The 15,409-nt window shown below is 38.2% G+C and carries 7 protein-coding genes; 5 read left to right on the top strand and 2 right to left on the bottom strand.

What is annotated here, in order from left to right:
• Nucleotides 1–179: 179 nt before the first annotated feature.
• The 3 genes from NAT51_RS11925 to NAT51_RS11915 all read left to right on the top strand — a co-directional run bounded on the left by NAT51_RS11925 (nt 180) and on the right by NAT51_RS11915 (nt 10,207).
• Entirely contained in the window at nt 180–4,961 is a 4,782-nt protein-coding gene (locus tag NAT51_RS11925; RefSeq protein WP_250599154.1) for a T9SS type B sorting domain-containing protein, read from the top strand.
• A gap of 199 nt (nt 4,962–5,160) precedes the next feature.
• The gene (locus tag NAT51_RS11920) at nt 5,161–7,563 is read left to right on the top strand and encodes a TonB-dependent receptor domain-containing protein (RefSeq protein WP_250599153.1); all 2,403 of its coding nucleotides are present in this window, start codon (nt 5,161–5,163) and stop codon (nt 7,561–7,563) included.
• Nucleotides 7,564–7,759: 196 nt separating this feature from the next.
• Complete coding sequence (locus NAT51_RS11915) at nt 7,760–10,207, top strand: TonB-dependent receptor domain-containing protein (protein ID WP_250599152.1); 2,448 nt, start codon at nt 7,760–7,762, stop codon at nt 10,205–10,207.
• 55 nt (nt 10,208–10,262) lie between these two features.
• Here the strand turns inward: NAT51_RS11915 and NAT51_RS11910 are convergent, their stop codons facing one another.
• Together NAT51_RS11910 and NAT51_RS11905 are read right to left on the bottom strand one after the other, a co-directional pair.
• Nucleotides 10,263–10,883 carry a peptidylprolyl isomerase gene (locus NAT51_RS11910; RefSeq protein ID WP_250599151.1) on the bottom strand — a complete coding sequence of 207 codons (621 nt, stop codon included), beginning with the start codon at nt 10,881–10,883 and terminating at the stop codon, nt 10,263–10,265.
• Between the two features lie 3 nt (nt 10,884–10,886).
• Entirely contained in the window at nt 10,887–11,894 is a 1,008-nt protein-coding gene (locus NAT51_RS11905; protein WP_250599150.1) for a 3-oxoacyl-ACP synthase III family protein, read from the bottom strand.
• Nucleotides 11,895–12,026: 132 nt separating this feature from the next.
• Between NAT51_RS11905 and NAT51_RS11900 the strand changes: the two genes are divergently transcribed.
• Together NAT51_RS11900 and NAT51_RS11895 are read left to right on the top strand one after the other, a co-directional pair.
• Complete coding sequence (locus NAT51_RS11900; protein WP_250599149.1) at nt 12,027–12,800, top strand: sulfite exporter TauE/SafE family protein; 774 nt, start codon at nt 12,027–12,029, stop codon at nt 12,798–12,800.
• A 67-nt stretch (nt 12,801–12,867) separates the two neighbouring features.
• Entirely contained in the window at nt 12,868–15,282 is a 2,415-nt protein-coding gene (locus tag NAT51_RS11895; RefSeq protein ID WP_250599148.1) for a S9 family peptidase, read from the top strand.
• The last annotated feature ends 127 nt before the right edge of the window (nt 15,283–15,409 follow it).

Here is a 15,409-nt window from a genome sequence, read left to right as displayed (position 1 = left end):
AGGCGCAAAGATACTATTTTAAAAGAATTTTTCAGTAAATTTATGGTAGTACATTTTTAACCAAAATAAAGCATTTATGTATTAAAAATCTGCATAAAAGAACCCTAAAACGTAGTTTATCGATAATTTTTCGCTGTCAGTTATTAAAAGAATATTTTTGCGCACCCATGAAAAAACATATGAAAAGAAAACTACTTATCACGCTGTTTTTACTCAACAGCTTTTTTATTTTCTCCCAGTCAATTACCGTTAACACAACGACTTATAGTGACTTTGCATTAGTTAACAATGTATTGGTCAACAGTCCGTGTGTGAACATACAGAATGTTAGTTCGAGTACCGGGACAAACTTTGGATCGACAAACGGAATTGGTTATTTCCAAAATACCAATCCGGCCTTTCCCTTTACGAACGGAGTTCTGTTAACGACAGGAAATGTAAGCAATGCACCCGGTCCCAACACTTCTGTTTTGAATGACGGAAGCCCAGCATGGCCCGGAGATGCTAATTTAGAAGCTGTTTTAGCGGCATCAGGAATCAATATGAGTTCGCGCAATGCCACAATATTGGAATTTGACTTCACCACCTACTCTAATTATTTCAATTTTCAATTTGTATTTGCTTCGGAAGAATACGGTACTTACCAATGTCAATCGACAGACGGTTTTGCTTTCTTACTAACCGATTCGGGTGGAGTTACCGAAAACCTGGCGGTTATACCGAGTACGACGATACCTATTTCGGTACAAACCATTAGGGACAACATATACAATTCAGCCTGTTCATCACAAAACACAAGCTACTTCGGCGCTTTTAACGGTGGTTCCGGAGCTGCATCATCACCAACCAATTTTAACGGTCAGACCGTTTTGATGAATGCCACGAAAAATAATTTAGTACCGGGACAAACGTATCACATCAAGATTGTAATTGCTGATGGAATCGACACACTTTCCGATTCAGCAATATTCTTAGGAGGAAGCAGTTTTGATTTCAGTCAGGATGTTCTTGGGCCGGATATCACAAATTTATGTAACAATAACGGAGTTAATGAAAGTTACACGATTACTTCAGGATTAGATCCAAACTTCTTCGATTTTGTTTGGAAAGATGTGAACGGTAACCCAATCCCGGGAGAAACCGGTCCTGATTTAACCGTAAACCAGCCCGGCACTTACCAATTAACTTATTACATTCAGGCCACAAACTGTGAAGTGGCTACCAATGATATAGTGATTAGTTACCAATCGGCGATTAGCGTTCCCGATCCGGTAGATTTATTTAAATGTAATAATGGTTCAGCCAACTATACTTTTGACTTAGCTTATAATACGCCACTTGTAAACCCTAACGGGCAATACCAGTTAAGTTACCATGAAGCATTGGCGGATGCAACAGGAAATACCAATCCGTTAACAACAAACCATACTGTAGCTTCAGGAAGTTTACCGAAACAGATCTGGATAAGGGTAGTAGATCCGGCAACAGGATGTTATACTATCAAAACTTTTTTCCTTCGTTTGACAACTTCACCGGTAGCCAATAATCCAGGCGATGTAACCCAATGTGAAACTACAGCGGGATCAGGAGTTGCTTCTTTCGATTTAAACCCACTGACCAATACTGTTTTAGGAGGTCAGTCATCATCGATTTACAATGTAACTTATCATACCTCACAGGCAGATGCTGATAATGATGTCAATCCGATTGATTTGTCTTCACCATTGATTACAGCCAATACACCTATCTTTATCAGGATTGAAAACAACACTGACCAAGCTTGCTTTAGTACAATAAGCATTAACTTAATTGTAAAAGCAAGACCGGTTTTAGACAACATTCAGAATCAATTTGTATGTGTTCAATATATTTTGCCTCCGTTGACAAATCCCGGAACGTATTATTCAGGACCTAACCAAACCGGGCCCGTTCTTGCACCGGGAACAGCCATCACGGTAACCAGCACCATTTACATTTACCATGAAACCGGAGGAACACCAAGTTGTCCATCGGAAAGAAGTTTTGACGTATTTGTTGTTGGCATTCAGGATATCACCCCGGCCGATGTAACCAGCTGTGATAATTATGTCGTACAAGCTTATGCTTATCCCGGTATGCGCTATTTCAGACAGCCAGGCGGACCAACTACTCCAGGAAACATCGAAGTTTTTCCGGGTGATACGATATCAACTTTAGGAACTACAACACTTTATGTTTATTTCACCTTTTCAGACCCAACGTGTTCTCCTATTGCCAGTGATTTTGACATTACAATTTACCAGACTCCAACAATCAGTAATACATTCAATAATATTTTTGATTGCGTTCAGGTGAATTCATTACCAACTATCAACACGAATGTAGGTACGGCCAACTATTACACGTATGATGCAGGAACAGGAATCTATACACCATTAACGTTTCCGATTACAACCACAACAGAAGTACATGCTTTTGCCGACAATAATATTTGCCGTTCTGCAATATCGATTTTCACGGTTTATATTGGAAGTTTGAACCTTCCCAATGTAAATCTTTGTACAGGACCATACCAGTTAACTGCACCACCGGTTGGAGAATACCGCGATGCACCTAATGGCGGAGGGAATATCATCACAACACCAGTAGATATTAACCAAAATACAACTGTTTATCATTATGTTCCGGGTCAAAGCTGTACCAATGATGATTTCTTTACTGTCACATTCCATCAGCCGGCATTAACAACACAAGCTCCGGTGGCAGCATGTGAAACGTATCTTTTACCGACAAATCCTGATGGTGGAAGGTATTTTGTACAACAGGGAGGACCGGCGACATCCGGAAATATTGAACTATTCCCCGGTGATGCCATTACTTCTACCAATACCATATGGATTTACAAAGAATCTACAATGGCACTGACACCTGTATGTTATAATGAAATACCATGGACGATTACCATTAACCACAGACCCATCATTGATTCAAGAGGGCGACAGGAAGTATGTTACAGCTATACCCTTACTCCGTTAGCAAATGGTGCATATTACGATGACCCGAACGGACAAAACCTGATAACCGACTTTGTAATTGATGCTTCAGATTTGAATGCTAATGACGATTTAGTCAACTTGGTAAAAACCATATACATCTATGCTGCAAATCCGAATGATCCGAATTGTTTCAGTGAAAATTCATTTGAAATAGACTTTGACAGTTTCAGGGCTCCGGTATTCCAAAATCAGGTACATTGTGACAGCTACACATTGCCTGCATTACCAGCTAACAATTACTATTACGATGCACCGATGGATCCAAATCCGTCTAACCCTCATCCAGGAAACCTTATTCCGGCAGGAACTGTTTACACCTCTGCGAATGTGGTTACACCGCTTTATATTTATACCGAAACCAATGTGCGTTTCAGCTGTAGAGATGAGAGTACCTTTACAATCACAATTAACGACACTCCGGTTTTAGACCCTTCATTACCGGCGGCATTTAATTACTGTGACAGCTTTACACTTCCGGCACTGACTGCTGGACAGTATTACAACCAATCTATCAGCAATCCAAACGGAAGGGTTGTAATTCCTATCACGACGTATGATATAAACAATCTTCCTCCTGCATCGGTATTTGTGTATGCTGATACTGGAACTACACCAAATTGCTTTGTGGAAAGAGAAATTCCGATTAATTTATACAATGTTACCGAATTACCGGATGTACCGAATACCTGCAACAGTTATCAGTTAAATCCAGGCAGTTTACGTGCAGGCGAAAATTACTATGACAGTAACGGTAATTTATTAGCGTCCAATGCTATTATCAATACACCGGGCGCCAATACCATTTACATTAGAGGAAACTCACCTTTCGCACCAACATGTCAGGACCAAAGCGACTTTATTGTAAACATTGTTGCAGAACCTGTGGCAAATCCGGCAATTGTCAGTCCAAAGTGTGATGATTTCGGGAATAATGACGGAATTTACAGCTTTGATTTAATCACCGAAATACAAAGTCAGGTTTTGGGAGCACAAACTCCGGCAACTGATTTCATTTTCAGCTATTTCACTTCTGCAGCTGATGCTAACGCGGGAATAAATGCGATTGCAAATCCTTTGGCATATCAAAATGACACTCCATACAATGATACGATTTGGGTACGAATCAGTAACACAACTTCGAACAATCCTTGTTTTGATATCGTTAGTGTGAATCTAATAGTAAACCCACTGCCAAATCCTGTTTTGGATTCTGAATATTTCGTTTGCCAGGATTATGAAACCGGAACATTACTGAACAGTGTTGTCTTAAATACAGGTTTGAGTTCGGGATATACTTTTGTATGGACATACAACGGAGCGCCCTTTGGAAACAATTCTGGGGCAGTTACCACCAATCAGGCCGGAGACTATTCGGTAACGGTTACCAATACTACCACCAATTGCTCCAGAACCATAACAACAAAAGTGACATTATACGCACCATATCTGGAAATCATTTACAGCGATGCTTTTGAAAATCCGACTTTCATTGAAGTAAACGTATTGGGTGTAGGTTCCGGAAATTATGAATATTCACTGGATAACGGCCCGTATCAGGACAGCAACATTTTTTACAATGTATCACCTGGTGAGCACACTGTTTCCGTAAGGGATAAAAACGGACATTGTTCCCCGGCTCCGCTAACAGCCACCATTATCAATTATCCTAAATTCTTTACTCCAAACAGTGACGGATACCATGAAACCTGGAATATTCCAAACCTGTTTTCAACAAACCCGGATGCTGCCATCAGTATTTTTGACCGCTACGGAAAATTCATCAAAAGAATAACACCTTCTACTCCTGGATGGGACGGAACTTATAACGGAGAACCACTTCCATCAACCGATTATTGGTTCACTGTCGAATTTAACGAAAAAGGAATGAATAAAACTTTCCGTTCCCATTTTACATTAAAACGATAATCAACCTTCGGGAAACCCTTATAAAATGAGCCTTTTTGAAAGAGGCTCATTTTTTTTATAAAAATCTGTAACAAAAAATACAACTTACATACTACTATGTAAACAATAGTTAAATAAAAAAAATAGTACTTTGTTTTGCATAGTTCTAAATTATTTATACATTTGTCCCAGAAATCATCATCAATCAATTTTTAAAATCATGAAATTAAAAGCGTTTATTATTTGCTTATTGGTTCAGATAACCAGTCTGCAAGCCCAAACATCCACAGCTCCAACCCTTCCGACTGCAAAAGGGAATGTAGAAGGAAAGGTTATAGACAAGAAAAACGGCGAGCCACTCTCATATGCTTCCGTTACCATAAAAGAAGATGGAAAGGTATTAACCGGAAGTATGACAAAAGACAACGGAACTTTCTCCATAGACAATTTACCTCTTAAATCTCTTTCGGTAGAAGTTGTTTTTATGGGTTACAAAAAATATGAAACAACCATAACACTGGACAGCGACAACAAATCGGCTAACCTGAAAAGTATTTTTCTTGAAGAAGAAGCCAAAATGCTTAACGAAGTAAGTATTGTTAAGGAGAAATCATCTGTAGAACAGAAAATTGACCGGAAAGTAATTACTGTCGGAAAAGATTTAATTTCAGCCGGAGCAACTGCTGCAGATATCATGAACAACATTCCTTCTGTATCGGTTGACCAACAAAACAATACAGTTAGTCTTAGAGGTAATGACAATGTGAAAATTTTCATCAACGGAAAGCCGTCTAATCTGACTGCATATCAGGCATTACAGCAAATCCCTACAACTTCAATCAAACAAATTGAATTAATTACAAATCCATCTGCAAAATACAATCCGGAAGGAATGAGCGGAATCATCAACATTGTGTTGAACAAGAATGCCCAAATGGGTTTTAACGGAAATCTGAACACTGGTGTTACTTTTGGAAAAACTCCTAAATTCAATGGTTCAATCGACTTAAACTATAGAGTGAATAAATTCAATTTCTATACGAATTACTCTTTAAATCATGGAAAACAAATCGTCAACGGAATCATCAATTGGCGTAACTATGACAATGTTGATAATTACAATGCTTTGTTTAACATCCGTGAATTCAACAAAAATCATTTTACAAAAACAGGCGTTGATTTTTACATGAACGACAAAAACACCTTATCATTTTATACGATTCAGTCATTTGGGAACCCATTTATGGTTTTCGGTAACAAAATCGATTACGTAACAGGAACAAATACAGATGTAACCCAAATTCAGTCGGCAAAAGGAAATGACAAAGACCAAACGTACAATGTAGCCTACAAACACAAGTTTGAAAAAGCTGACAGAACATTGGACATCGAAGTAAACTACAATGTATCAGAAAGTCCTGAAGACAGTGAATTCAGAGATGAAAACAACAATTTAACAAAAACAAACTATGTAACCAGAGATGGTAAAAATTTGATCGCCAATGTTGACTATTCAAGTCCGTTATCAGAAACTTCAAAAATCGAATTAGGATTTGAAAGCAGAATTGACGGAACAAAAAACAAATTTGACATCAATAACACATACGATTCTGATTTTGAATTCAACAGAAATATCCAGTCTGCTTACGGTAATTACAACACCCAAATTGGCAAATGGAATTATCAGTTAGGTTTACGTTTTGAAAGTTATGATGTAAACGGAACATTCAAAAAAGCTGGTCAGGACGACGATACTTTTAAAGATTACATCTTTACTGTTTATCCATCAGCATTTGTAACGTATACTCCATCTGAAAAAAACACATTCAACTTCAATTACTCAAGAAGAGTTGACAGACCAAACATGCAGCAGGTAAACGAAATCAGACAATGGAGCGGGCCAACAGTTGAGCAAATTGGTAATTCGGATTTAAGACCTCAGTTTACCAATTCGATTGAAGCAAATTATACCCGAAAAGTAAAAATCGGTTCAATCACATCAGGAGCTTTCTTCCGATATATCAAAGATGACATTTCACAGGTTTTGACCACAAATCCGTATGATGAAACCAAAAGCCTTTTGACTTTTACCAATTTTGACCACAACACAGAATATGGTGTAGAAGTTTCAGGAAACCTGGATTTCAACAAATGGTGGAACATGAACTTTGGAGTTGACAGCTACTTTAAAAACAACAAAGGAATCATTGAAGACCGAAATGGTGATTTAGTAGACAAAGAAATCAATGCGGTTTTATTCAACTCAAGAATGAACCATACCTTTAAAGTTACAAAAGATTTCAGATTAATCTGGTTCACTATGTACAGAGGCGGAGCAAGACATTTACAATTTACAAATAAAAGCATGTGGAAAACCGATTTAGGAGCCCGTTTGAATATCTTAAAAGGAAAAGGAACGGTAAGCGTACGTTACAATGACGTTTTCGACATCATGAGAGAGCGTTTCCACAGTGAAGATCCTGCGAAAATCAATGGTAAATTCCGTTGGGAAAATCAGACTTTAAACGTAAACTTCAGCTACAATTTCGGAAACGGAAAAGAAAAAGCATTACAACGTAAACAAAGAGAACAAAACGATTCGCAGGGAGGCGGTATGTTCTAAGATATTGGGTTTGGTTAATTTTGTTGATTGTCCCCGGGAGAAAATCTCCCGGGGATTTTCTTTTGTTTGTTAAACATTTCTTAAAACTGTAACAAACCGGAGTACGATGAGTCTACTAGATTGTAAATTTGCTTGCATCTTTACTTTCCAAAACATAAAGAAACAATCATCAATCGCATCCAAACTTATTTTTAAGATGAAATTAAAACTTTTTATCATTTGCTTATTGACGCAATTCGTTAATATGCAAGCACAAACTTCTGCTCCTGCCACCGGAAATCTTTTGCCCGGCAGCATTAACGGAAAAGTAATCGAAAAGAAAACCGGTGAACCCATTCCTTACGCGACTATTTCGGTAAAGGATGAAGGAAAAGTTATTTCCGGAGGAATCACAAAGGACAACGGTAGTTTTACAGTAAGTAATCTTCCGTTGAAAGAACTGACTGTTGAAGTACAATACATCGGCTTCAAAAAATATGTAAGCTCTTTTACACTTTCAGACGGCGACAAAGCTATTGCCTTAAAAACCATCGCCTTAGAAGAAGAAGCAACCCAATTAAACGAAGTTGCTGTCGTAAAAGAGCGTTCAACAATCGAACAGAAAATTGACCGTAAAGTAGTTAATGTCGGAAAAGATCTTGTAGCTTCAGGAACTACTGCTTCTGAAATGCTTAACAACATTCCTACTTTAAGTATTGATGCGCAAACCAAAGAGATTTCATTACGCGGTAACAGCAACGTAAGAGTATTAATCGACGGAAAACCTTCTAATATTGAAGTTGGACAATTACTGCAACAAATCCCTTCTTCCTCTATTAAACAGGTAGAATTGATTACAAATCCTTCTGCGAAATACAATCCTGAAGGAATGAGTGGTATCATCAATATCATATTGCATAAAAATGCCAATAACGGGTTCAACGGAAGTATCAATACAGGAGTTACTTTCGGTATAACTCCTAAAACCAATTCAGCTTTAAACCTAAATTATAAAGTAGGAAAAGTAAATTTATACAGCAACTATGGCTACAACCACGGTATCAATGCCAATCACGGTTTTGTAAATTCTTCAAATCCAGGCAGAGAAAGTGAACAGGATTTCAGATTCAGAAACAGAAACAATTCACATCTTTTAAAACTGGGATTTGATTATTATATTAATGATAAAAATACTTTTTCGGCTTATACAAATCAAAACCTGACCCATCTTGACGGCCAAAGCAGAACTGATGTTGACTATCTAAATAATGCCAACCGCGATTCCAATCAGCTGGCAAGAAATGAAAACAAAAACAACAATCAAACTTATGACTTGGTATTCAAGCATGATTTTGACAAAAAAGGTGAAAACATTGAATTTCAGGCAAACTTTTCAAATACCAACAACAAAGAAAACAGTGACTACTTAGATACTGAATTTGATCCTACTGAAACGACACCAAGTAATAACAACATAGAAACTGAAACCAATTATACCCAATTCAATATTGATTATACAAATCCAATTTCTGAAAGTGTAAAACTGGAAATCGGTTTCGAATCAAGATTACAAGGTACAGAAAGTAATTTTGACAATTCAAGACCGGAATCAGCCTATTTAGCCGAAAACAATTTTGACTTCAAAAGAAACATCCATGCTTTATACACAAATTATAGTAAAAAATGGGGTAAATGGAGTGCGCAGCTTGGTGCGAGAGCCGAAATTTACAATTTAGATGCCGATTTTGAAACAATCTCAACTGAGCCAACTGAAAATGACCAGCAAAAGGTAAGTGATGACATTTTTACCATATATCCTTCGGCTTTCATTAATTATACACCTAATGAAAAAAACTCATTCAATTTTAATTATTCCAGAAGAGTTGACAGACCGAGTATAGGCCAGATCAATCCTATCCGTGAATGGACAACCCCTACTATTGAATCAAGAGGTAATCCAGGTTTGGTTCCACAATTTACCAATTCATTTGAAGCTAACTATACGCGCACAATGAAAGTTGGAACAGTTACAGCAGGAGTTTTTTACAGAAGAATCAACGACGAAATTTCAAGGGTAACTTATATTGATCCGAATAATGAAATCAGAAGAATTTTATCATGGGACAATTTCAAAGACAACAATGCTTATGGTATTGAGGCTTCCGCCAATTTAAAGTTCGCAAAATGGTGGGGAGCAAACATTAGTGCCGATTCATATTTCAAAACCGTAAGAGGTATTGTTCAAAACGGTATTACAGAAGAATATGAGAAAAAAGAAATTGATGTTACAACTTTCAACGCCAGAATGAACAATACATTCACTGCATCTAAAAATTTACGTTTCCAGTTATTCGGAATGTTCAGAGGACGTGATATTAGTTTACAAGGAGAAAGAAAATCAATGTACAAGGCTGATATTGGAGCTACTTACAACATCTTGAAAGGAAAAGGAACGATAACACTTCGTTACAATGACATTTTTGAAAATATGCGTTTTGCTTTCGACGGAAAAATACCTTACAGACAATACGGAGCATTCTATTGGGAAAGCCAAACGTTTTACGCAGGTATCAACTACAACTTCGGTGGTGGAAAAAACAGAGCGTTACAACGTAAACAACGTGACCAAAACGAAACACAAGGTGGCGGTGGCGGACTATTCTAATTGTTAGCCAACAAAAGTAATCAAATAAAAACCCCGATTTTCATCGGGGTTTTTATTATTTAAATAGGTACGCTTTTTTAATAGAGTCAAGCTTTGGAAACTTCTTCATGAATTCTTTCCGCTTAACAGCCAAAGTATCATACACTTTCATCGTTTCATTTCCATATCCGGAATACAGTTTTTCAACCACTTCCATGCCTTTGGTCACTTTACCTAAAGTTGGAAATCCTTTTACCCTGTTAAAGGCAACCGTATCCAAACGTTTGTTATCTTTCAGATTGATGAACAAATGATTTCCTCTGGAATCCGGTCCGGAACGTGCATAACTGATTGTTCCTTTAACATTACTTCCTTTAACCGGTTCATCTTTTACTTTATAGCGGTCCCAGTTATTAGCCGTTGCAGTAGAATCCATATGCCCAAACTGAACAACAAAATTAGGAACAACACGATAAAAAACCACATTGTCGTAAAAACCATGGGTGATTTGCTGATAAACCCTGTCCACCGCTTCCGGTGATAGGTCTCTTGTAAACTCGATTTCAAAATTCCCCTGTGAGGTTTCAAAACGAGTCTGGAATTTTTCAGGTGCCTTCTCCTCCATCCATTTGGAATTAAAAGCAGGTTTACCGCAGCTTAACGCAAATACAGAAGCTATTACAATGGCTTTTTTCATCAATTACCATTTGATGATGGCACTCGCCCAAGTGAAACCTGAACCAAAAGCTGCCAATACAACTGTATCTCCTTCTTTGATTTTTCCTTGTTCCCAAGCTTCGGTCAAAGCAATTGGAATAGAGGCAGCTGTTGTGTTACCGTATTCCATGATATTGTTATACACCTGGTCATCTGTCAATTGGAACTTCTGCTGGATAAACTGTGAAATTCTCAAATTCGCCTGATGCGGAATCAACATGTCAATATCAGAAACCTGAAGATTGTTTGCCTGTAATCCTTCCATGATTACTTCACTGAAACGGACCACGGCATTTTTGAATACAAACTGACCGTTCATATACGGATAGTAACTTTCGTCATTAGGATCGTTATCTTTTAAAATATCCAATACCCAACGTTTTCCCATACCCGGTGCAATCAATGCCAATTCTTCAGCATATTGTCCTTCCGAATGTAAGTGTGTAGATAAAATTCCTTTGGTTGTATCTTCTTCTCTTGATAAAATCGCAGCTCCTGCACCGTCTCCGAAAATAACCGATACACCGCGTCCTCTTGTTGTGAAATCCAATCCTCTTGAGTGAACTTCAGAACCGATTACCAAAATATTTTTATACATTCCGGTTTTGATGTACTGATCCGCAATTGAAATCGCATACACAAATCCCGAACATTGGTTACGTACGTCAAGCGCACCTACCGTTTTCAAACCTAAATCCCTTTGTACCAAAACACCCGGCCCAGGAAAATAATAATCCGGACTCAAAGTCGCGAAAATGACAAAATCAATATCGTCTTTGGAAATTCCTGCTCTCTGTATGGCGACTTCAGCCGCTTTAACACCCATTGAAGTGGTAGTGTCTTCCGCAGTATTTACGTGTCTTCTTCTCTTTATACCGGTACGTTCTTGGATCCATTCATCATTAGTTTCCATTATTTTGGACAAATCATCGTTTGTCACCACATTATCCGGAACGTAATAACCCAATCCCGTTATCTTTGAATGATACATGCTTTTTATTTATTAATTAAAAATTGTCTGCAAATTTACGTTTAATGCAAAAATTAACAATACAAAATACACAAAATTTCCGAATTGACAATTGGAATACTATTATATTTGAAACACGATAGACAAAAGCACATGGAATACCTTATTATTTGCATCACATCCCTGATTGGTGCAGGATTAACACTCTTCTCGGGTTTCGGACTGGGCACACTTCTTTTACCGGTTTTCGGATTGTTTTTCCCGATTGAGGTTGCAGTTGTATTGACCGCTTTAGTTCATTTCATGAATAATGCCTTCAAATTTTTTCTATTTGGTAAAAATGCGGATAAAAACATGCTCCTAAAATTTGGTTTGCCCGCCATTGCTTTTTCTTTCCTTGGTGCTTATACCTTAAGCTTACTGACACACACCGGAACACTATATTCATACCAACTGAACGGACAGTTTTTTGAGATCAAACCATTGAAACTTATCATTGGGTTACTCTTGATTGTTTTTGCCTTATTTGATTTTATCCCGAAACTCAAAAACCTGGAATTTGATAAAAAGTATTTAAGTCTTGGCGGGATGTTAAGTGGCTTTTTCGGTGGTCTTTCAGGTCATCAGGGCGCTTTACGGAGTGCTTTTTTAATCAGAGCCGGTCTATCCAAAGAAGTATTTATCGCTACCGGGGTTGTTATAGCCTGTATGGTTGATATTTCCCGTCTGGCCATTTATATTCCGAAAATCATCAGCAACGAAGTGGAGCTTGATTTCACACTGGTCGGACTCGCGGCACTTTCAGCTTTTACCGGTGTATACTTCGGAAACAAATTATTGCAAAAAACAACTATTTCCACATTACAGAACATTGTCTGTGTAACTTTATTACTCTTCGGGACACTAATGCTCTTAGGAATTATATAAAATTTTGTTAAGCTGTCCCGAAAGGATGCCTACTTGACATACTTTTATGCAAATGATTAATCAACATATGAGAAAACTACTTTTTTCGGCTTGCCTATTAATTGTGAGCCATTCAGGTTTTTCACAGGAAAACTTAACCTATCAGAAACCATCGGCTTCCATTCTTGCCTTAGCCGATTACGAAAGAGCTCCGTCTGTAAACATGGACACCAAAAAGCAATACATGCTCCTTTCTTACCGGAATACTTACAAAACTCTTGATGACTTAAATCAGGACGAAATGCGTTTGGGAGGATTGCGCATCAATCCGGTGACGAACATATCCAGTACGCTGACTTACATCAACAATCTGAAGATCAGAAAAATAAAAGACAAAGCAGAAACGCAGGTTAACGGCTTACCGCAAAACCCTAAGATCGCCTACCTGAACTGGTCTCCTGACGAAACCAAAATAGCCTTCACCAACACCACGGCAACCGGTGTGGAATTATGGGTTTTGGATGTGGCTACCGCAACCGCTAAAAAACTGACTGATGCCACTTTAAATGCCAACACAGGTTCTCCTTTCAACTGGTACCGTGACAGCAAAAGCATACTGATCAAGCAATTGGTAAAAAACAGAACTGCATTAAACGACGGCAAAAAAGATTTACCTAAAGGGCCTACTGTTTCCATGTCGGACGGAAAGGTTTCCCAAAACAGAACGTTTCAGGATTTATTGAAAAACCCAACCGATGAAGCCAATTTTGAAAATCTGGTAACTGCCGAATATTACAAAGTTGATTTAAACGGAAATGCTTCTTTATTTAAAAAAGCCGATTTATATGTGGGCGAATCATTTTCACCTGACGGAAATTATTTACTGACCAATGTCATAAAAAAACCATTTTCCTACATCGTTCCTTTTACCCGTTTTCCCATCACTACGGAAGTGTATGACTTAAATGGAAACCTCATCAAACTAATCAATGAATCTCCGTTAACAGAAGTAATGCCTAAAGGCTTCATGGCGGTTAAAAAAGGTAAACGTTCTATTGCATGGCGTACCGATGAACCGGCAACTTTATCTTTCGTGGAAGCACTTGACGGTGGTGATCCTGCTAATAAAGCCGACTTCAGGGATGAATTATTCACTTGGACAGCGCCTTTCAACGCTAATCCGGTTTCGTTGTTGAAAACGCCACAACGTTTCAGTGGGGTTACCTGGGGAAACAGTACAACAGCAGTCGCATATGATAACTGGTACGATACCCGTAATGTAAAAACCTATTTATTCAATCCATCAAAACCGGGAGAAGCACCAAAAGTGATTTCCGACCGTAACCAACAGGATATTTATTCGGATCCGGGGAATTTTGAAACCAAAAAGAACGACTACGGACGTTTTGTATTGGCCATCGAAAATGATAACTTATACCTGTTAGGTGATGGTTTCACCAAAGACGGACAATTCCCGTTCGTTGACGAATTCAACCTGACTTCTTTAAAAACAAAACGTTTATACCAAAGCACTTACAAAGACAAAAAAGAAGACATCTTATCGATCGAGGATTTCAAAAAAGGAGAGGTTTTAGTATCGATCCAATCGAAAACCGAATTCCCGAACTACTATTTCAGAAACATCAAATCGAAAGATAAAATCACTCCGGTTACAGCTTTTAAAAACCCATTCGAAAGTATTAAAAACGTATACAAGGAAGTAATCAAATACAAACGTAAAGACGGTGTTGAACTTTCAGGAACATTATACTTACCGGCTGATTATGACAGAACGGCCAAAAAAGAAAAGTTACCATTATTGATCTGGGCGTATCCGGAAGAATTCAAAGACAAGAGTTCGGCAGGGCAAAACAACAAAAACCCGAACGAATTCACGTTCCCTAACTATGGATCATTCGTGTACTGGGTAACCAAAGGGTATGCAGTATTGGATGATGCTTCGTTCCCAATCATCGGGGAAGGAAAAACGGAACCAAATGACACTTTCATGCCGCAGTTAGTGGCTAATGCAGAAGCTGCAATCGATGCAGTGGATAACTTAGGTTATATCAACCGTAAAAAAGTAGCGGTGGGAGGTCATTCATACGGTGCCTTCATGACAGCCAACTTATTAACACACTCTAATCTATTTGCCTGCGGTATTGCCCGAAGCGGTGCATACAACAGAACACTGACTCCGTTCGGATTCCAGAGCGAACAGCGCAATTACTGGGAAGTTCCTAATATTTACAACGGAATGTCGCCTTTCATGACCGCTGAGAAAATGAAAACACCAATGCTTTTGGTTCATGGTGAGGCTGATAACAACCCGGGAACGTTTACCCTGCAAACCGAACGCTACTTTCAGGCGTTAAAAGGTTTGGGAGCGCCGGTTAGAATGGTCATCTTACCTAAAGAATCACATGGTTATGCTGCCAAAGAAAACATCTTCCATTTGTTATGGGAACAGGAACAGTTTTTAGACAAGTACCTTAAGAACTAAAAAAAGCCCCGGATGGGGCTTTTTTTAGTTCTTAAAGTGATTAGTGACTAGTAATTAGTAAAGAGCACTTAGTCCTTAGTGGTTTCATTTTTAAAATATATCGGCTCCACAATAAAGAATATTGGCT

The organism is Flavobacterium amniphilum (genome assembly GCF_023634845.1).
GTDB classification, from domain to species: Bacteria; Bacteroidota; Bacteroidia; order Flavobacteriales; family Flavobacteriaceae; genus Flavobacterium; species Flavobacterium amniphilum.
The sequence above is the reverse complement of the archived record's forward strand: the minus strand, read 5'-3'. Positions and strand labels throughout refer to the sequence as shown.